The following is a 21,571-nucleotide window of genomic DNA, read 5'->3' on the forward strand; positions in this document are numbered from 1 at the left end:
TATGAAATAGAAAATATCCCAAGATAAGGGTTTATATCCGTACCGATTCAGACAAACTCAGCAACAAAGCAGGACAAGCGTTTGATATTACCCCAGGCATGGTCGCAACAGTCGATATTAAAACGGGTGAAAAAACGGTGTTGGATTATCTGATCAAACCATTCAACAAAGCCAAAGAAGCCTTACGTGAGCGCTAAACAGAAATTCGCTTATACCTGAATTTAATGAATTATCTCATCTCTGATTCTTGCCTTCTCCCAAAACCCAACTGGGCTCAAGTGAAGGCGAGAATGAGGGCGATAATATCCTATGCCCTCTACAGTTTTATTTTTCATAGATTTTGCATTTCATCTTAATTGCCTAAACAATCTACAGCAACGCAGCAAATCCTCCTTTTCACCTCTTTCCAAGCCTGATGACACTGTGTATAACCATAAGTCACGCAATGAAAATGATAAGCATAGGCAAAACAGGTAAAAAACCGTTAGACTATGCATCTCTCTCATTCAATGTCGTTTCAGACAAATAAGAAGGTGAAGGTTGATGCCGCTCAATACTGTCGAAGAGCTTGTAGCAGATATCCGTGCAGGAAAAATGGTCATCCTCATGGATGATGAAGATCGTGAAAATGAAGGTGATTTAGTCATTGCCGCAACCCACGTTCGCCCTGAAGATATCAACTTCATGATCACACACGCGCGTGGTCTTGTTTGCTTAACCTTAAGTCGTGACCGTTGCCAGCAATTAAACCTACCGTTAATGGTTGATGCCAATGGTGCACAACACGGTACGAACTTTACTTTGTCGATTGAAGCTGCTGAAGGCATTACCACGGGTATTTCTGCCGCAGAACGTGCGCATACCATTCAAACCGCTGTCGCTGCACATGCCAAGCCTGCCGATATTGTTCAGCCTGGGCATATTTTCCCACTCATGGCACAGCCAGGTGGTGTATTGCACCGTGCAGGACATACCGAAGCAGGTTGTGATCTTGCCCGTTTGGCAGGTTTAGAGCCTGCATCGGTAATTTGTGAAATCATCAATGAAGACGGCACGATGGCGCGTCGTCCAGATTTAGAAATTTTTGCTGAAAAGCACGGGTTAAAAATTGGTACTATTGCCGATTTAATCCACTATCGCATGACCAATGAACAAACTGTAGAGCGTTTGGATCAGCAAAGCATCGACACCGAATATGGTACTTTTGACTTATATCGTTACCGTGAACTGGGGAACCCAGACATTCACTTGGCATTGGTCAAAGGCGAGCCGAAAGAAGGCGTTACCACAGTACGTGTGCATGGTTTTAATCCAACCCGTGATTTGCTGAAGCTGAAAAAAGCAGATGGTTCGGCAACTTGGAATTTAGACCGTGCTTTAAAAGAAATTGCCAACAGTGAACGTGGTGTTTTGGTCTGGATTGGTCAAGCTCAATTGCAAGACTTGGGCCCTGCCCTAGACAGCCTTAAATCCCCGAAACAAGGCAAAGCCAATGCTGCATTGTCACAGCAATACCAAACCATTGGCGTGGGTGCACAAATTTTACGTGATTTAGGCGTTGAAAAAATGAAGCTACTCAGCTCACCATTACGTTTCAATGCTTTATCAGGCTTTAACTTAGAAGTGGTGGAATATATCACCGCAGATCCAACATCAGAGAAATAATCGAGGTTGCTATGGCAATTCGCCGTATTGAAGGTTTATTACATCTCGCTAGCGAAGGCCGTTATGCGATTTTAGTCGGTCGTTTTAATAGTTTTGTGGTTGAGCATTTGCTTGATGGCGCAATTGACACATTGAAACGTCATGGCGTATCAGAGGATAATATCACCGTTGTTCATGCACCAGGCGCTTGGGAACTTCCTGTTGTGGCTAAAAAATTAGCTGCATCGAATGGTTATGATGCCATTATTGCACTCGGCGCAGTGATTCGCGGTAGCACTCCACACTTTGACTTTGTTGCAGGCGAATGTGCCAAAGGCTTAGGTGTGGTTGGTTTAGATACTGGCTTACCTGTGATTAACGGTGTATTGACTACGGATAGTATTGAACAAGCAATTGAACGCTCTGGAACAAAAGCAGGTAATAAAGGAAGTGAAGCTGCCTTAACTGCAATTGAAATGGTTAACTTGTTAAAGGCTATTTAACGCTATGTCGCAAACACTTCAAGCAACTTATGCAGCAAAACGTAAAGCACGTCGTTTTGCTGTGCAAGGTATTTATGAATGGCAGATGAGCCACAATCCAGTACATGAAATTGAAGCACGTACCCGTGTGGAAAATGCCATGCACAAAGTGGATCTCGGCTATTATCATGAATTGTTGACTCAAGTGGTTGCCAATCATGAAGCATTGGATGCATTACTGGTGCCTGTTCTTGATCGTGACATTCAAGCACTCGATGGTGTTGAACTCGCCACCTTACGTTTAGGTGCTTATGAGTTAGAACAACATCTGGAAATTCCATACCGTGTGGTATTGGATGAAGCGATTGAATTGGCAAAACACTTTGGTGGTGCAGACAGCCACAAATACATCAATGGTGTATTAGACCGTCTTGCCAACAGCTTACGTGCAGCAGAAAAGCAACAAAGCAACTAATTCAAAGTATTGAGTCGATTGTTGTATGGCTGAGTTTTCCATTATTGAGACCTATTTCAACAGACCGCGTCCCGATGCAGTCGATTTAGGTGTCGGTGATGACTCAGCTCTGCTCACCCCTCCGCCGCAACAACAATTGGTCATTTGTGCCGACACTTTAGTCGCTGGACGACATTTCCCCCTCGATACCAACCCACATGCGATTGGTTGGAAATCGGTTGCGGTCAATTTATCTGACATTGCCGCCATGGGTGCCACCCCACACAGTATTTTACTGGCATTGAGCCTACCCCAAATTGATCATGACTGGCTCAAAGGTTTTAGTCAGGGTTTACATGATTGTTGCGATCAATTCGGGGTAAGTTTAATAGGTGGAGATACCACACAAAGCCCGCATCTCACCATTTCCGTTACCGCCTTAGGCTGGATTGAACAAGGACAAGCCATTCCACGTTCAGGCGCACAAGTCGGTGATTATATTTGCGTCAGCGGACAAGTCGGTGATGCCGCTTTTGGTTTAGATCATCTCGATCATCCTTTAAAACAACGTCTCGACTACCCAACACCACGTTGTCAACTTGGACAACAACTCAAAGGTCTGGCTTCAAGCATGATTGATGTTTCAGATGGCTTGGCACAAGATTTAGGGCATATTCTCAAAGCCTCTCAGGTCGGTGCTTGTATTGAACTCAGCCAACTGCCTATAGATGCTGCATTAACCGAATTACCACAACAAAAGCAGTGGCAATATGCCTTGGCAGGTGGCGATGACTATGAGTTATGCTTTACAATAAGCCCACAAAATTATCAGCAGCTTTTGCAAAAACCGCTGAATACCCCTATTCATATTATTGGCAAAATTAACAATCAAAACCGCTTAAGCTTTGAACAGAATGGCGTAGATCGTTCACTTCATTTTCATGGATACCAACACTTTGCAAAAACCCGCGATTAATTTCAAAGCCATGTCTTGGACTGACCGACTGATTGTATGCTGTGGTGTTGGCTTCGGTTCAGGTCTACTACCCAAAGCTCCCGGTACCTTTGGTTCGGCCTTTGCCCTACTGTTCATTCCCATTTGGTTCGCGCTTGGTTTCATTCCAAGCCTTTTTGCCATTGCCATCATGTCCCTCGTTGGCATATATATCTGTGGACGTACTGCACAGGTTATGGGCGTACATGATGATGGTCGTATTGTTTGGGATGAATTTGCAGGACAATCGATTACCTTTTTACCCCTGATTTTTATCAATCAAATCAGCTGGGTCTGGGTAATTGTGGGTTTTGCCCTATTCCGACTATTTGATGTGTGGAAACCTTGGCCAATACGTGTCATTGATCGTCAGGTCGAAGGTGGTTTTGGCATCATGCTGGACGATATTATTGCGGGTCTTTGGGCCGCATTATGTATTTATATTTATTTATCTTTTACTTTGGTTTAGCCATCACTAGGATTCAACATGTCTACCACCGTGATTATTCTTGCAGCAGGTAAAGGCACGCGCATGCGTTCAAATTTACCAAAAGTATTACAACCTCTTGCAGGACGCCCACTCTTGGGTCACGTGATTAATACCGCAAAAAAATTACAAGCAGATCATATAATTACCATTTACGGTCATGGCGGTGCTTTGGTGCAAAATGCGTTTGCGCATGAACAGGTACAGTGGGTCGAACAAGCTGAACAGTTGGGCACAGGTCACGCAGTCAAAGTGACTTTGCCTGTTTTACCACGTGAAGGTGTATCACTGATTTTATCGGGAGATGTACCTTGTATTACAGAGCAAACTTTACAAAAGCTACTCGATGTTTCACGTGAAACCCAAATTGGCTTGGTGACACTTACCCTTGCTGATGCCACGGGTTATGGTCGTATTGTACGTGAAAACGGTAAAATTCAAGCGATTGTTGAACATAAAGATGCGTCTGAAGCCCAGCGTCAAATTCAGGAAATTAACACGGGTATTTACTGCGTCAGCAATGCCAAATTACATGAATGGCTGCCAAAACTGAGCAATAACAATGCGCAGGGTGAATATTACCTGACCGATATTGTGGCGATGGCAATTGCCGATGGCTTAGAAGTTGCATCGGTAGAACCTCAACTGGCTTTTGAAGTAGAAGGCGTGAATGACCGTGTGCAATTGGCTGCATTAGAACGCGAGTTCCAGAACTTCCAAGCCAAGCAACTCATGCAACAAGGTGTGCATTTAATTGACCCAACCCGTTTTGATTTACGTGGTAATCTCACTGCAGGTAAAGACGTTCGCATTGATATTAACGTAATTATTGAAGGCGATTGCGAACTGGGTGATGGCGTAGAAATTGGTGCAGGTTGTATCCTCAAAAACACCAAAATTGCTGCGGGCACTAAAGTTCAGCCGTATAGCGTATTTGACCAAGCGGTTGTAGGTGAAGCTGCGCAAATTGGTCCATTCTCACGTTTACGTCCGGGCGCGGTATTGGCCAATGAAGTGCATATTGGCAACTTTGTTGAAGTGAAAAACAGTCAAATTGGTTTAGGCTCCAAAGCCAACCACTTTACCTACTTAGGTGATGCCGAAGTGGGTGCAGGCAGCAATATTGGTGCAGGTACGATTACTTGCAATTATGATGGTGCCAATAAATTTAAAACCATTATTGGTGACCAAGTCTTTATTGGTTCAAATAGTTCATTGGTTGCACCTGTCACCATTGCCAATGGTGCAACGGTAGGCGCAGGCTCGACCATTACCCGTGATGTTGCAGAACAGTGTTTAGCTGTGGAACGTTCTAAACAGTTCACTAAAGAAAATTATCAACGTCCACAGAAATTGAAAAAATAAGAGGAAGTTCCTATGTGCGGTATTGTCGGTGGCGTTGCAGAACGTAGTATTACCAATATCCTCATTGAAGGTTTAAAGCGTTTAGAATATCGCGGTTATGATTCCGCAGGTTTGGCATTGATTAGTCAAGGTCAGGTCTTGCGTGAGCGTCGTGTCGGTAAAGTAGCAAATCTTGAGCAAGCAGTACTAGATTCTCAAGTCACAGGTTCACTCGGTATTGCCCATACACGTTGGGCAACACATGGCAAACCGACAGAAAACAATGCACATCCGCATATTTCTGGCAATGTTGCTGTCGTACACAACGGTATTATCGAAAATTATCAAGAACTGAAAGATGAGCTAGAAGCTTTAGGCTATATGTTCAGCTCTCAAACGGATACTGAAGTGGTTGCGCACTTGGTCAACCATGCTCTTAAAACTGCACCGAATTTATTGGTTGCGGTACAGCAAGTCGTGCCTCAACTGAAAGGTGCTTATGCTCTGGGAATTATCCATACCGATTATCCAGATGAATTGATCACGGTACGTGAAGGTTCTCCTTTGGTGATTGGTGTCGGTATTGGCGAAAACTTTATCAGTTCAGACCAATTGGCGTTATTGCCGATCACCAACCGTTTTATGTATTTGGAAGAAGGTGATATCGCCCGCTTAACCCGCGACAGCATTGAAGTTTTTGTAAACGGTCAAACGGTTGAACGCCCTGTAAAAGAGTTGGATGCAACTGTAAGCAATGCATCGAAAGGTGAATATAAACACTACATGCTCAAAGAAATTTATGAGCAGCCTGAAGCAATTCAACAAACCATTTCACAAGCATTAAATGGCAACGCTTTACGTGAAGATTTCCTGAAAGATGCTGAACTTGATTTTGCCAACATCCAACAGGTACAGATTATTGCCTGCGGTACCAGCTACCATGCAGGGATGATTGCAAAATATTGGTTTGAACAGCTGATTAACTTGCCATGTCATGTGGAAATTGCCAGCGAATACCGTTATCGTACCCCAGTCATTGTGAATAACACGTTGTATGTGTGCATTTCACAATCTGGCGAAACTGCAGATACTTTAGCTGCGTTACGTGATACACAAAAACGTGCTGCTGCAAAAGGTTTAGATATCACAACCATGACCATTTGTAACGTGGCAACGTCGTCAATGGTACGTGAAACCAACCATAGTTTGTTAACGCTTGCGGGTCCTGAAATTGGTGTGGCATCGACCAAAGCCTTTACGACACAGTTGGCAGCATTAATGCTGTTGGTGCTCAAAATTGGTCAGGTGAAAAATGCAATTGCAGCGACAGAAACAGCGGAAATTATTGCAGACTTGTGGCACACACCAAAAGTAATTTTAGATACTTTGCAAAATGATACGGCAATTTTACGTTTGTCTGAATTGTTTGTAGAGAAAAATCACTGCTTGTTCTTGGGTCGTGGCACACAATTCCCAATTGCCTTGGAAGGTGCTTTGAAACTGAAAGAAATTTCATATATTCACGCAGAAGGTTATGCTGCGGGTGAATTAAAGCACGGCCCATTGGCATTGGTAGACAATGACATGCCTGTGGTGATTTTAGCACCGCAAGATGACATGCTGGATAAACTGAAATCCAATATGGAAGAAGTACAGGCACGTGGTGGTGAGCTGTTTGTATTTGCAGATGAACACAGCGGCATTCCTGCAGATAAAGAGCGTCAGCATGTGGTTTATGTACCGCAAGTCAGCGCGTTGCTTGCGCCAATTGTGTATAGCATTCCTGTGCAGTTGTTGTCTTATCATGTGGCAGTTTTGCGCGGTACTGATGTCGATCAACCTAGAAACTTGGCAAAAAGCGTAACAGTGGAATAATGTTGATTAAATTCAATTAGTTAATGTATGAGAGCAATAAAGTATCATCCTAAGTAATATAGTTTCATCTTAGGTAATAAAGTATCATCTCATATTGATCAAATAACAATCGCCTGCTATTCTTAAATTAATGAGAGTAGCAGGCGATTTGCTATGGCGACTGAAAAACAACAAGACAATTGGATAAAAGAAGGTCGTGGTCAAGGCTACCTAAAGAACTATAAACCTTGGGTAACTGTGCGTGATTTTGGCTCAAAAGGTCGCTCACATCGTGTATATGGACATACAACCAAACGTACACATCATTTATTGTCTGATTTAGAACTTGCAACCTTTCTACTTTTAGACTGGAATCCATCAGTTACTGATATTCGGGAACAGTTTCCTTTACCGCTTCAAGCCACAACTCAAATTGCAGAACAAGCTCAAATTACTCATCCTAGAGTTCGTAATGCCCTACAAATTATGAGTTCAGATTTTTATGTAGATCGTAAAGATTTCAGGCAACCCAATTTTGCTCTGCAAACAAAATACGTAGCAGATTTAGAAGATATTAGAACCATTGAAAAACTTGAGCTGGAACGAAGATATTGGGAAAGTACAAAGACACCTTGGTACATCCTGACAGAAAAAGATATTCCTGCGACTGTACTTCACAATATCAAATGGCTCTATCCTGCTATGAGGGAATCTTCTCTTCCTGTTTATGAAAAGCTCGATGACTATATGCAGAAATTTGCTCAATATCCTCATCTCACATTAATTGAGTTAAGTAAAAAAGTAGATCAGGCATATGATTTAGAACTGGGTTCATCTTTATCAGAAATTCGGGAGCTTCTTGCTCAACGTTATTTTATTTTTGATATAACCAAAGACTATAAAAAGCTTAAATTATCTGAAATTACATTAGGTGATATTGAAGTGTGGGAGGACATTCGCCATGTTTCGAATCAATGATGTTTATAAACTGCACGATACATCTTTTCGTATCCTTAAAATGACACTTTATCACATCGTATGGATTGATATTGATAGTCAGAGTGCTAACCCCTTTCTTATCGAAAAAAATGAGTTAACTAAATCTATAGAAGCAAACGAAGCTGAATGGATTGAAGACCCCTTTGCAGATATCGCATTGCTAAAAGTTGTTGAGGGTAGTATCCAGCAGCAAAAGCGTGATGCTGGAATGGCGTTAATCAGACCGCTCATTACACATGATCAATTTTTTGATCCATCTATTCGCTTTGATCTTGTTAAACGTATATTGGAGCAGCAGAAATCTACTCACCAGACGATTTACAGGCTTGCCCGCAGGTATTGGCAACGAGGGCAAATACCTAATGCACTTATTCCAAGTTATCAAAATTCTGGTGCCAAAGGCAGTAAACGAATTGCCAAAGATAAAAAGCTGGGACGCCCCAGAAAATCTATGCCAGGTACAGGGGCACTTATTGATGTAAATATTGAGCGATTATTTAGAATTAATATCAATAAGTATATGTTAACCAAGAATAAACATTCTTTAGGTTATGCCTATCGTAAGTTCTATACGATGTATCATTCATTATTTCCTGATGTGCCAGATACTGAAATTCCATCAATATGGCAGTTTAAACATTTTTATGAACGTGAATTTCCTAAAGTTACCCAGCTTACTGCCCGTAGCAATCCTATTCTCTATAACAAGGACATTCGGGCACTTAACTCAACAGTGAATACCCAAGTCTTAGGGCCAGGATCACGTTATGAGATTGATGCAACGATTGCAGATATTTATCTTGTTTCAGATTCTGATCGTGCCTGTATTGTGGGAAGACCAACGATTTACTTTGTTGTTGACGTATTTAGCAGAATAGTAGTCGGTTTTTATATTGGTTTTGAGAATGCTTCATATGTAACCGCAATGCAGGCTCTACAAGTCGCTATGACCGATAAAGTTGAGTTATGCAAACAATATGGTTATGAAATTACCAGTGAAGAGTGGCCTTGTATTGGATTGCCTGATGCGATTTTAGCGGATCGTGGAGAATTATTAGGTCATCAGATTGAGGCCCTCGAACATAGTTTTTCAATTCGGATTGAAAATACTGCGCCATATCGTGGGGATTTAAAGCCTATTGTAGAACGTTATTTCAGAACTGCTCAGGCAAAATTTAAACCTTTTGCTCAGGGTGTGGTACAACCCTTTAAAGAAAAAAAACGAGGTGGCTCAGATTATCGTCTAGATGCTACTTTAACAATTCATGATTTTAAGCAGATTATTATTGGTTCAATCCTCACCTACAACCTGACCCACCAATTAAAAAAGTATGATCGTGATCTTGATATGCCAACGGATTTACCTTTAGTTCCGATTCATCTCTGGAACTGGGGTATACAAAACCGAGTGGGCAGATTAAAACAGGTTTCCGAAAAGGCATTACGTGTTGCACTGCTTCCTAAAACCAAAGCAACCTTATCTGATCTTGGGCTCAAAGTTTTTGGTGTATTCTATTATTGTGCTGAGATTAATCAGCAAGGCTGGATGCACCGTAAAAAATCAATCTCAAGACCAGATACTTTACAAGTTGCGTATGACCCGAGTAATGCCGAAATAATTTATGTTTTTTATCAAGATGATAGTCTTCACTATTGGGAAGCCGCACTTGCACCAAGATCAAGAGAATTTGTTGGTTGTAGTTTCTGGGAAGTTTGGCAGGTTCAACAGGAACAGAAGCAAACCCAAGCTATTCAAGAACTGGAAACCAATAAATCTAAAGCTGCTCTGGAAGAACATATAGAGTCTATTATTGCTCAGGCCAATGCTCAAAAACCAAAGACAGCATCAAGCAGAAAACAACGTGTTACAGGCATTAGGGAAAACCGTCAGCGGGAAAAGAATCATGAACGTTTGGCGGGGAAAGCAGATCATCTGAAAAATCCACTTCCTGAACAACAATCAACTGAAAAAGTCTCTGAATCAACAAATAACATTATTCAGATGCCTAAGCCCAAACAGAAGCTGGAACATGATGAGGATTACCAACTTACTTTTGGTATTTATCAGGATTTGCTGGAAGATATTGATCACTCAGATGATGATTAATACATGTAGCTCTACTCTAGGATATGTTTATGACCAATCAAAATGATTATGCAGTATATACACCTAGCCCAGTTTCAGATTATCAGAGAAATCCTTTTATCGAGGCTTTGCCACCCATTTTTGAGGCACAGGATACGATTCAAGCGATAAAAGGTTCAATCGAATTTAAACAATCTGATCGACAGTTACCGAATAATACTCGTGCCCATATTATTTCACAGTTATTTAATAACTTTTTTCATCCTATCCGCAGACACTTAGAATTAGAGCAGAAAATCTCCATCATGCTGAGGAAAGGCTATGTGGGGAGGAATATTGTGACTGGTGACTTTAATCGAATTCTAAACCGTAGTCATCAAATTGCTTTATCCAACAATTTTGAACCAACACCCTCTAATGATATACGTTCTACCGCCCAGAGCCTTACCTTTATTGGTTTTTCTGGCAGTGGAAAAACCACAACACTAAACCGAATCTTAAAAAACTATAAACAAAAGATTTACCACCCTGAGCATAACTTTACCCAACTTGTCTATTTAAAAATCGACTGTCCTTATAATGGTTCACTTAAGTCTTTATATTTAAATTTCTTTAGTGCAGTAGATCGTGCATTGGAAACAAATTACGAAAAGCAATATACGGAAAAACGCCATAATGAACAAAAGCTATTACAGCTTATGGGACATATTGCCCATCTGCATGCCATTGGCTTATTAGTCATTGATGAAATTCAACATTTATTGGCAAATCGATCCAAAAATTCGGATGAGATGCTCAATTTCTTTGTTACCTTAGTCAATATTTATAGTCTCCCCATCGTCATGGTTGGGACACCTAAAGCAATTCAAATCTTTGAGCGAGATCTCCGCTCATCACGTAGAGCGGTAGGTTTGGGTTCAATTCATTGGGAACCGATGAAAAATGAGCCTGCAATCACCACACCAGATGGAAAAGTCAGAAAATCCGAATGGATGACATTTACTGACTCACTCTGGAAGTATCAATGGTTGAGAAAATCAGACCCTGTATTGTCTGAAGAATTACGCCAATGCTGGTTTGACCTGAGTCAGGGTATTCTGGACATTGTGGTCAAACTGTTCGTTCTGGCACAGATACGAGCGATTGAATCAGGTTTGGAACGCATTACGGTTAAATTGCTTAAAACCACGTTTCAGGAAGATTTCAAACCGATTCATAAAATTATAGATGTTTTACGCTCTGGTGATGCAAGACGAATTGCAGAATATTCCGACTTGATCACACCTGAAGTAGATCGGAAATTATTAAAATTGATCTCCCGAATTGAAGAAAGTAGCCTAGATCAAAATGACCAACTGGCAGAATATCGGGGTCATGCTGAATCCATACGCTTGCATAATTTATTGCTTGAGCTTGGTTATGATTCCCAGCTTTTAATTCCCCTTGTTAAAAGAGCATTTAAAGAACATCCAGATCGAAAATTAACTGAGCTACTTCCTATTATTATGCATTGGTTAAATCAGGATGTTTCGCATGAATCCAGTTCATCGTCATCAAAACCAAAATTATCACAAGCTAAAAGTACCAAGCCTGATCAATGGCAAACCTTGGATACAGCAGACTTACGTTTCCAATTCTCACAAAAAGAAAATGAACATAGCTTTTATGAACATTTAAAAGCTCAAACCAATATCGTTTTTGATATTGATCACTGGCTCAAACAGGTCAGTTAGCCATGCTAAACTTTCCCATGCCTTACCAACACGAGCTGATTTACAGTACTGTGGCTCGGGCAGGGACTCGTTTGGCTTTAGATAGTCCTAAACAATTACTGGATGAAGTCTTTAAAAACCGCAAGGTGATTGCAACGGTAGATTTGCCTTGTCACCTAAACGCTATTATTCATCAGTTTTCGAATCATCAGTTTACCGTTCAGGATATCGCCTATCAGCATACTCTGTTTCCAATCTATGCACCTTTTGTGCCCGAAAAAAGACGACAACAATGCTTAAAGTGGATGGCTGATGTTTCTCAAGGTTCGATTCATCTGGCTTTAGGCATTAATGCCTCACGTATCCCACCTATTCATAAATTACGTTATTGCCCACAATGTTTAGCAGAACAATTAGACAAATATGGTGAATATTATTGGTTCCGCTTATGGCAAATACAGGGTGCTTGCTGTATCCAACATGGTCAACTCATTGACTCAGAACTGGATTTAAGATCATTACATCGGCATGATTTTTTAGTTCCATCTCATCAATCATGTCCTAAAACAGAACAAACCATTGCTAATCCTGACGATATTTTTATTACGTCCAAATTGTTAGAGTTATTGACCTTGCCTCCCTCTGAGTCACCCAGTTATGAACAATGGACCATGTTTTATTATGAATTGGCTCGGCAGAATGCTTGTATTCGGGGGAAAAACCAAATTTTGCATGAACGTATTTTAGAAAGAATAACTGTCCGTTGGTCAAAGAAATTTTTAGAGCAGTATTGTTTAGCCGATTTAACTTCCGAGACCTCTTGGCTACACCACATTTTTAGAAAACATCGCAAAAGTTTTAGTTATCTGGAACATATCATTACGATTGAGGCTTTAATTAATAGAGAATGGTCTTTTGCCGAAATTCTCAACCAAGTCCACTCTTTCCGTAAGATAAATCAAGATAATCATGTAAATGTTCCTAACAGCCATCTTACTGATCTCACCATAAAAAACAGAGAAAAATGGCTGAACTTAATCAAACAAAATGGCGTAAAGCCTGCCCGACTTTTAAATGCCGCTTTATATGCTTGGTTATATCGTAATGATAAGCATTGGTTATTAGAGACCAATCAGGGTTTTCACCAAAAATATATCCCTCAAGGCACTAAAGTGGATTGGCATAGCCGTGATTTATTCTTCGTGAAACAGCTCATTAAGCTTAACAATGATTTACTCTGGGATTTAAATAGTCCTAGACGTTCAGCAAAATGGTGGATGAAACAGACCTCCCATGTATCAACCATTGAGAAAAATCTAGATATGTTGTCTTTAACCAAATTATTTTTAGAGAAATATAGTGAAGATATCGGGACATACCAGATTAGACGTTTAACCAAAATTTTCATTGAGATGAAAATAAAGGCAGAAGTTCTGCCTCGTTGGAGAATTTTACGCAAAGCAGGTCTAAGTGATGAACGTATGGTTTCGGAAGCTGCTCGGTTTCTGCTCAAAGTATTGTAAAAAGTTGGAATGAGAGTCCACCATTAGATAGCGTGGACTTTTCTTTAACTTCTATTGAATTATTGAAATTGAACCATATTTATTACTTTAATCATCACTTATATTTCACAAATATGGAAGCAATTAAAAATGGCAAAATGTACTTTTGAAGAAATTACACCTACAAACATTTAAGACCTAAAAAAACTCGCTGCGGATAAACTCAGCTATAAAAATCGTCAATCTTCTGTGGCACAACTTAAGAAATTCAAATGCCGTCAAAGCATTGATATGCTTTGGCGTTTAATGATTAATGATTAAGTTTATGCTGTACAACATGATGCTTTCTTAGCATTACAAGCATTTGGTGAGGATGTAAAGTTACCTAGAAAGAAAAAGGGCATCTTGTTAAAGACATCAATAAAAAGATTTTGAAAACTCGAAATTCGATTACAGGTGAATCATTTACAATAGATGATTTTATTCTAGCATTTAAAGAAAAATATCCCGAAGAATACGACATTTATACATTTGAAAAAAAAGGGAAACTAAAAGAGTGGTTGGAAAACGTTCTAAATTCCCTTCCAAAATCATAGGTCATTCTGAAGTCGCATAACTTCAAATTATGTTAAATGATACATATCCGATTAGTATGAGGACAGTGATCATTTTTTTAAGAGAAAGTTTTCTAAATATTTTCAACGAACTATAAGCCCCAAAACACGAAAATTCTTGGTTGGGGCTATTCAGTAAAATTTCTTATTACAGAACTACTTTTGCATATAAAATTATCTATTACTAAATTGAATGTTTGATTACAGGTCTCAGCGAGGAAAGGCTTACAGAAGAAGCCACTTCTTTTTTAAACTTTCTAATTCCTTAAATCGTCTCTTTTTGAATTTGTCTTGCCAGTTTCTCTATATGCTCTTTGATTTCATCAGGGGTATGTGCCGCATAACCAAACAATACGGCTGCTTTTTGCGATGAAGTCTGACAATATCGGGATAATGGTTGTACTGATAAACCTACTTGTATACATTGGGCTATAAAATCCTGCTCTGTCCAATTTGCTTTTAGCCAACACACCAAATGAATCCCTGAATCGGTAGATTGTACGTCCAATACATCCGAGAGATGATGTTGAATTGCTGCAATTAAAACCTGTTGCCGTTCGTAACAGGCTTTACGGATTTTACGCACATGCCGAGCATAATGACCATCTTTTATAAATTCAGTCAGTGCCACTTGTTCCAGATAAGAACTACGAGTATCGGTATAATATTTTGCCAGACTAACTGTATCAATTAAGGCTTCAGGGACGACCATAAACCCCAATCGAAATTCAGGAAACATCATTTTGGAAAATGTGCCTGCATAAATCACCCGTTGCTGTTGGTCTAAACCCTGCAATGCCTGAATAGGGTGTGTGCCATAACGAAACTCGCTGTTATAGTCATCTTCAAAAATCCATTTTTGCTGTTGAGCCGCCCAATCCAGTAAGGCAAAACGTCGGGCAAGGCTTAATGTGCCACCCAGTGGAAACTGATGCGAGGGAGCGGTATAGACTAATTTACTGGCTGCATGGTGCTGAATAATCTCTGGGATTTTCATCCCCTCATCATCACTTTCAATCGGCTGTACCGTCACCCCAAAGCTACGAAATATATGAAGAGCCGAATCATAACCTGGTTCATCTAAGCATACTTGGTCATGTGGCTGTAACAGGGCATAAGCTGCCAGATGAATTGCCTGTTGTGTACCATTCACAATCAAAATTTGTTCTTCGTTACAGTTTAATCCTCGTGTTGATTGGACATATTGGCAAATTGCCTGACGCAATGGCAAATATCCTCGTGGGTCATGGAATTGTCCAAGTTGATAATAGGACTGTCGCCATGCTCGACCTAATAATTTCCCCCAAAGTTGATGGGGGAATAAGTCCACACAACCCACACCTATATGAAACATTTTCTTTTCTTGGTTAGAAAAACGCTGCTGATGCCAATGTGGCAATAAATTGGCAATATGAGGATTAATGTTGAGTGTTTGCGTAGGCTGATATACCGCTTGTTGTCTATCATTTTGAATTTGAATCAGTTGGTCAGGGATAATATCGGCAACATACGTGCCTGAACTCGGTCTAGTGACTAAATAACCCTCATCAAGCAGACGTTCCAACGCTGCCAAGACCGAATTACGGGAAATCAACATCATTTCTGCCAAAGTACGGCTTGAGGGCAATTTTGTACCCGCAGATAGGCGGCCCTCTAAAATCGCATCACGCAAAATACAATATAAACCGTCTTTAATTTGCTGCCCTTTGGGCAAAATTAAGTGTGGAAAATAAGCAGAAGGTGACGTTGCCATGATTAAACTGGTACTTTAAAAAATATCCAAACTGTATCTTATGACAATACCATCATTAAAAATACACTCTGCTACTTAATTTTTAAATTTTTAGGGGTTGGGTTATGTCTGGTCAATACTCATCTTTTCAGCGTCATTCCAATGATTTGCTGCCCCCAATTATGGCAGGTTTAATCTCAGTCATTGTCAATTATGGCGGTACATTTATTTTAATCTTTCAGGCTGCACAGATGGCAGGACTTAGCCCTGAGCTTACAGCTTCATGGGTATGGTCGATTTCGATTGGGGTCGGTATCACAGGGATAATATTAAGCTGGTACACACGAGAACCGATTATTACAGCATGGTCAACCCCTGCGGCAGCTTTTCTGATTACTGCTCTTGTGACCGTACCTTATGCCGAAGCGATTGGGGCATACCTACTTTCTGCCTTAGCCTTTGTCATTTTAGGGATTACAGGCTATTTTGAGAAACTCATTCGCCTGATTCCGATTGGCATTGCCTCAGGTTTATTGGCAGGAATTTTATTACAGTTTGGGATCGCTGCCTTTACCAATATGACCATTGACCCATTTCTGGCGATTTCCTTATTTTTTGTTTACCTCATCACCAAGCGTTTTTCAGCACGCTATGCGATTGTCAGCGTTTTAGTTTTTGGTTTTATTTTCCTGATGTTGCAATCACGAATTGACTTTGCTGGATTTGAGTTGAAATTGGCATCCCCAATTTTTACTGCCCCTGAGTTTTCGATTAACTCGATACTCAGTATTGCCTTGCCTTTATTCCTTATTACCTTAACAGGGCAATATATGCCAGGTTTATTCGTGCTTAAAAATGATGGTTTTAAAACCAGTGCCAAACCGATTCTGGCTGTGACAGGTTTAGGCTCATTCATCATGGCATTTTTTGGTTCACATGCGTTTAATCTGGCTGCTATTACCGCAGCAATCTGTACAGGTAAAGAATCACATGAAGACCCATCAAAACGCTGGGTTGCAGGGATTGCCGCAGGGATATTTTATATTTTGGTCGGGATTTTTGGCGTGACATTGGCAGCAGTATTTGCAGCATTTCCTACCGCATTTATTAGCACACTGGCTGGGCTTGCCTTGTTAGGCACAATTGCAGGAAGCCTTGCCAATGCCATGAGTGACGTTAATAGCCGTGAAGCCGCTTTAATTACCTTTGTTGCTACTGCTGCCAATATTAGCTTATTTGGGATTGATGGTGCATTCTGGGGATTAGTTCTAGGATTAATTTCTTATCTTGTACTGAATGGTAAATTTAAGTTCAGTTCATGAGTCAGCCATTGATATTCAGGGTATCACGCATACCCTTTTTGCAATTTAAACACTTTGAGGCAATCCATTGGAAAGAAGTGCTAAAGTTCTCTTAACTTACATCTCTATTGTTCATGCCATTAGTCATATTCATATTATGACTTTACCTGCTTTATTGCCCATTTTACCAAAGGCGATCAATGTTTCCTTTATGGAACTGGGCATTGCAATCGGTGTATTTAATGTGGTTTCTCTGCTGGTACAAGCTCCATTTGGCTTTTTAGTAGACCGTCTTGGGGCAAGAAAGATGCTGATTTATGCCCTATTACTGGGTACCATCAGCTTCACTTTAGTTTTTATCAGCACCTCCTATATTTCACTTATCGTTGCAATGGCATTGGCAGGTGTGGCAAATGGTGTATATCACCCTGCAAACTATGCTTTACTTTCTACAGGCATTCCTGCAAAACAGATGGGTCGGGCTTTTTCCATTCATACTTTTTCAGGTTTCTTTGGTGCTGCAATTACGCCATTGATGATGATTAGTATAGGCATGAGCTTTGGCATAAACTGGGCTTTCGCTTTGGCGGCAATCATTAGCCTTGTTGGTCTATTACTGATGTTGAATCTCTCACAGATTCATATTCAGTCTCGTCAATATGATAAAAAACAACAACATTCCCATGCAGAAGTTCGCCCTCATGCTATCCATTTTTCAACCATTGCCATCTTGACCCTGTTTTTTACCTTGCTCAGCTTAAGCACAGGGGCGATTGAAAAGTTTTCTGTCAGTTCACTGATCGATGGATTACATATTGACCTCAACACAGCGAATTATGCTTTAACTGCATTTATGTTTTCGGGTGCATTTGGGGTACTGGCAGGTGGAGTTATTGCAGATAGAGTTCAGCATCATTCAGCCTTTGCTGCGGCAGCGTTTGGTAGTGCTGCCTTAGTGCTTATCATGATTATTTGTATGCCGATGTCTGCTTTGGCATTGGTGGCTTCGTTTGCCTGTGCTGGATTTTTAATGGGCGTTATTGCCCCATCCCGAGATATGTTGGTGCGTAAGGCATCGCCTGTCGGAGCAGAAGGACGTACTTTTGGTATTGTTTCCACAGGATTTAATCTGGGTGGCGTGGTTGGCCCCCTAATCTGTGGTTTTTTACTGGATAAAAAGTTAGCCATAGAGATTTTATGGTTAGCCGTTGCTTTTATTCTATTGACTGTGATTATTATCTTTATTCAGGAGATGATGAATAGAAAAATATCCTAGATTTTCATATCAAAACTGGTACTGTGGAAAATATTAAAACTGTATCTTAAAACAGTACCATATCAATATTATGCTTTGCTCATCTATTTTTAACTCACAAAATCATGGGAGTATTATCATGCAAAGCCAAGAAATTCAGGTGATTCCAGTACAGCAACAAGATTATCAACAATGGATACCTTACTGGTTAGCCTATCAGGATTTTTATAAGGTCTGTTTATCCACTAAGGTGACTGAAACCACGTGGCAACGCTTCTTTGACAAAGCTGAGCCTGTGTACTGTGCTGTTGCCAAACAGGGTGATAAAGTTTTAGGCTTTGTGCATTATGTGATTCACCGCTCAACCTGGGCAGAACAAAATTATTGTTATCTGGAAGACTTATATGTGTCACCTGAAACTCGTGGTCAGCATATTGGTAAACGCCTGATTGAATATGTACAAAAACAGGCGATTGCCCAAAAATGTGACCGCTTATATTGGCATACACAGGAAACCAATCATACCGCCCAAAAACTTTATAACTGGGTTGCTGAAAAGCCAGGAATCATTGAATATCGTATGCCTTTGGAATAAGAAAATAGGAGTCCACCATTTAATAGAGTGGACTCCTTTTCTGATTATTTTTTGACAGGACCTTTTCTTTTCCTAATAGCTTTAGCTAGTTTATTAATTTCAGCTTTAGATTGATACAATTCATTCAATAAATGGCTCATCAATTCATAAGCATCAAAAACATCATCTATTGTTATTTCAGAATTACCATGACTGCCAGCATTACCTAACCATTTAATAGCATATAAAATATCTTCAAGATCACCTAAATTTGCATTTTTATTTTTAGCTTTAGCAATTCTAGCATCTAAAGATAAACGATGAAGTTTATTATTTTTCCTTGAATTTCTAGCTACTCCAAACTCGGTCAAAAGATTTTCAATAGCTGCCCTAACTTTATTTGCAGCAGAACCAGAAGATTGTAATGTTAAAGAAAAAGCTTCAATCAATGGTTCTTTAACACTATTAGGACATTTTTCAGGAATATTAAAAAAATTAATAGGAGGTATGAAAGTTTTTGGTGAATAATAACAATAATACTGTTGTTCCAGCTCTCCATGTTCGTTAGGTTCAGCTTCCCAATCAACAAAACCAGTACCTGAACATATTACATGCTCACCACAAGCACCATTGCTACAAATAAATACTGCTGTAAAAACTGATGATAACCAATCGAAATCCCAATCTTCTTCACTTTCTTGAATTTTTCTTGAGAGTGCTGTATCAAAAGCATAAAATTTTCTGTTATCAAGTTTTAAGCTTAATCCCTTACAAGTTGGACAAGGCAGAATAACATTATCAGTCTGTTTAAAAGGTTTTTTAAAAAGTTGTCTATCCATAATAATTTTTTCAGTCATTGTGAAGTCACATAACTTAAATTTATATTAAATGACGTATTCTTAATTGCACGAATACGTCACACTATAAGTGTGATATTTGATTTTTCAAGGACAATTTATCATCAAGTACATACAGATAGTCTTTATGCACAAAAACCATCGCCTATCTCTCCAAAAGAGCCTGATACAACATCTGAACAATGTGGGCTATTTCTTCTTCACTTAAAGCAGCAAAACCAAAGCGGATATGGAAATAATTTGATATATTATGAAGTACTGAACCAAATTGATATTCAGAATCAATATATAACTGTTTAAGAGCTTCTACAAATTCTACCTGATAAGGCAGATTAAATTTCACCCATAATGCCATGCCTCCCGCAGGTGTAACAATCTCAACTTTATCCTTAAAAATCTGCTGAAAGGTCATGACTGCAAAATCTCGACGACTTTGATAAATCTTCCGCATTTTTCGGGTATGTCGCTTAATTTCACCTTGTTGCATCAACTCAGCAATTGCCAATTCAGTAATCGCATTACCCTGTTTATCAATCAACAAAATATCCTGTTTCATGGCGTGGATAATCTCCAAATCTGCCACCACATAACCCACCCTTAAACTTGGTGCAAAAACCTTAGACAACGAGCCAATATGAATGACTTTATCTGCATTAGGCAAACTGATTAAAGGTGGAATAGGGCGACTGTCATAATGGAACTCATGGTCATAATCATCTTCGATAATATAAAAATCAAAAGTTTTAGACAGCTCCAAAAGTTTTAATCGCCGATCCATCGACATAGAAACAGTAGTAGGATACTGATGATGTGGCGTAGTATATACTGCTGCAACAGTATGATTTTTCAGTATTTCAAATAGATGATCAGTATCCAGACCATATTGGTCTAATCGAACCCGAACAATCTGAAAATGATTGGATAAAAAGGTTTCTACGGCTGGCGGATAAGACCATTGTTCCACCACAATCACCTGACGTTGTGGTGGTTGTTTGGCAAGTACACGAGCCGCAAGAAATATCCCCATTTGACTACCCCGAACCACACAAATATGCTGTATGGTCGCTTGAATAAAGCGTTCCATTGACAACATATTCAATAAGGCTTGACGTAATTCCAGACACCCCTGCGGCTCGCCATAGCCCATAATTTGCTGTCGAGTCACCTGAATTAAAGCATGACGATAGGCACGGGAAAATAGTTCATAAGGAATCAATCGGGTATCGGGAATACCATCATTTTTAATGGCTTCCTGTGGGATGGATGATTCAGTAGCGGATTGGGCTAGTGTCATCGGGATTGTCGGTGATTCAAGTTTAAGGTCAGGTAAATGTTCAGAAACAAACGTCCCTTGTCGTGGCTTAGATACCAACCAGCCTTGTGCTTCTAAATCTTCATAGACCGATTGTACGGTTTTTCGATTAATCCCCAGTTCATCCGCCAAAGTGCGTGAACCCTGTAAACGTGTACCTTGTCGTAATCGTCCAGACAAAATTTCCTGAATAATCTGATTTGCCAGTTTAAGAAAAATGGTCTTTTCTTTACGTTCGGCAAGATGTAGTCGCATTTCCCATGATTGTTGCCTGATTTTCTGAATCATCTTTTCTGGACCATATAAGTTTTAAAAACTGGATATTTTAAATCACCCACAGATTTCTTATTCTGCCCGTGTCGCAATGA

At 40.0% G+C, this 21,571-nt stretch carries 17 protein-coding genes and 1 pseudogene; 15 read left to right on the plus strand and 3 right to left on the minus strand.

The genetic code is table 11. The features are described from left to right. Positions 1-26: 26 nt before the first annotated feature. The 12 genes and pseudogenes from E0H79_RS01305 to E0H79_RS01360 form a co-directional block, all read left to right on the plus strand. A pseudogene (locus tag E0H79_RS01305) lies at positions 27-197 on the plus strand (secretion protein HlyD); the annotation flags it as partial. A gap of 346 nt (positions 198-543) precedes the next feature. After that, a complete protein-coding gene (ribBA, locus tag E0H79_RS01310; RefSeq protein WP_096902634.1) occupies positions 544-1,665 on the plus strand; it encodes a bifunctional 3,4-dihydroxy-2-butanone-4-phosphate synthase/GTP cyclohydrolase II in 1,122 nt (373 codons plus the stop codon). 11 nt (positions 1,666-1,676) lie between these two features. After that, positions 1,677-2,147 (plus strand): 6,7-dimethyl-8-ribityllumazine synthase, encoded by a 471-nt coding sequence (ribE, locus tag E0H79_RS01315; protein WP_004974350.1) that lies wholly within the window; start codon positions 1,677-1,679, stop codon positions 2,145-2,147. Between the two features lie 4 nt (positions 2,148-2,151). Beyond that, positions 2,152-2,601 (plus strand): transcription antitermination factor NusB, encoded by a 450-nt coding sequence (nusB, locus tag E0H79_RS01320; protein WP_004974349.1) that lies wholly within the window; start codon positions 2,152-2,154, stop codon positions 2,599-2,601. Positions 2,602-2,626: 25 nt separating this feature from the next. Then, a complete protein-coding gene (gene thiL, locus E0H79_RS01325) occupies positions 2,627-3,556 on the plus strand; it encodes a thiamine-phosphate kinase (RefSeq protein WP_131260657.1) in 930 nt (309 codons plus the stop codon). Continuing rightward, entirely contained in the window at positions 3,522-4,043 is a 522-nt protein-coding gene (locus E0H79_RS01330) for a phosphatidylglycerophosphatase A (RefSeq protein ID WP_131260658.1), read from the plus strand. The genes thiL and E0H79_RS01330 overlap by 35 nt, the downstream gene beginning before the upstream one ends. A gap of 18 nt (positions 4,044-4,061) precedes the next feature. Next, a complete protein-coding gene (gene glmU / locus E0H79_RS01335) occupies positions 4,062-5,426 on the plus strand; it encodes a bifunctional UDP-N-acetylglucosamine diphosphorylase/glucosamine-1-phosphate N-acetyltransferase GlmU (RefSeq protein ID WP_096902632.1) in 1,365 nt (454 codons plus the stop codon). A 12-nt stretch (positions 5,427-5,438) separates the two neighbouring features. Then, positions 5,439-7,280, plus strand: a complete 1,842-nt coding sequence (gene glmS / locus E0H79_RS01340; RefSeq protein WP_004974344.1) for a glutamine--fructose-6-phosphate transaminase (isomerizing) — start codon at positions 5,439-5,441, stop codon at positions 7,278-7,280. A 153-nt stretch (positions 7,281-7,433) separates the two neighbouring features. Next, entirely contained in the window at positions 7,434-8,237 is an 804-nt protein-coding gene (locus E0H79_RS01345) for a heteromeric transposase endonuclease subunit TnsA (RefSeq protein ID WP_033523443.1), read from the plus strand. Then, entirely contained in the window at positions 8,221-10,365 is a 2,145-nt protein-coding gene (locus E0H79_RS01350; protein WP_109426796.1) for a Mu transposase C-terminal domain-containing protein, read from the plus strand. Before E0H79_RS01345 ends, E0H79_RS01350 begins: the two co-directional genes overlap by 17 nt. Positions 10,366-10,394: 29 nt before the next feature. After that, entirely contained in the window at positions 10,395-12,077 is a 1,683-nt protein-coding gene (locus tag E0H79_RS01355; RefSeq protein ID WP_109426797.1) for an AAA family ATPase, read from the plus strand. A 2-nt stretch (positions 12,078-12,079) separates the two neighbouring features. After that, positions 12,080-13,579: a TnsD family Tn7-like transposition protein gene (locus tag E0H79_RS01360; RefSeq protein ID WP_109426798.1), complete on the plus strand. Its 1,500-nt coding sequence runs from the start codon at positions 12,080-12,082 to the stop codon at positions 13,577-13,579. 858 nt (positions 13,580-14,437) lie between these two features. Here E0H79_RS01360 and E0H79_RS01370 read toward each other — a convergent pair. Then, complete coding sequence (locus tag E0H79_RS01370) at positions 14,438-15,925, minus strand: PLP-dependent aminotransferase family protein (protein ID WP_004910126.1); 1,488 nt, start codon at positions 15,923-15,925, stop codon at positions 14,438-14,440. A 104-nt stretch (positions 15,926-16,029) separates the two neighbouring features. Here E0H79_RS01370 and E0H79_RS01375 point away from each other — a divergent pair, with 104 nt between their 5' ends. From E0H79_RS01375 to E0H79_RS01385, 3 genes are all read left to right on the plus strand, one after another. Further along, a complete protein-coding gene (locus E0H79_RS01375; protein WP_131260659.1) occupies positions 16,030-17,226 on the plus strand; it encodes a benzoate/H(+) symporter BenE family transporter in 1,197 nt (398 codons plus the stop codon). 67 nt (positions 17,227-17,293) lie between these two features. Beyond that, positions 17,294-18,481: an MFS transporter gene (locus E0H79_RS01380; RefSeq protein WP_109426800.1), complete on the plus strand. Its 1,188-nt coding sequence runs from the start codon at positions 17,294-17,296 to the stop codon at positions 18,479-18,481. A 118-nt stretch (positions 18,482-18,599) separates the two neighbouring features. Further along, positions 18,600-19,055: a GNAT family N-acetyltransferase gene (locus E0H79_RS01385; RefSeq protein WP_004910135.1), complete on the plus strand. Its 456-nt coding sequence runs from the start codon at positions 18,600-18,602 to the stop codon at positions 19,053-19,055. Between the two features lie 44 nt (positions 19,056-19,099). Here the strand turns inward: E0H79_RS01385 and E0H79_RS01390 are convergent, their stop codons facing one another. Further along, positions 19,100-19,891: a DUF4145 domain-containing protein gene (locus E0H79_RS01390; RefSeq protein WP_004910141.1), complete on the minus strand. Its 792-nt coding sequence runs from the start codon at positions 19,889-19,891 to the stop codon at positions 19,100-19,102. Between the two features lie 145 nt (positions 19,892-20,036). After that, positions 20,037-21,491 carry a PLP-dependent aminotransferase family protein gene (locus E0H79_RS01395; protein ID WP_004910143.1) on the minus strand — a complete coding sequence of 485 codons (1,455 nt, stop codon included), beginning with the start codon at positions 21,489-21,491 and terminating at the stop codon, positions 20,037-20,039. Between the last annotated feature and the right edge of the window lie 80 nt (positions 21,492-21,571).

This window comes from Acinetobacter sp. ANC 5045, from assembly GCF_004331005.1.
Classification (GTDB): Bacteria; Pseudomonadota; Gammaproteobacteria; order Pseudomonadales; family Moraxellaceae; genus Acinetobacter; species Acinetobacter towneri.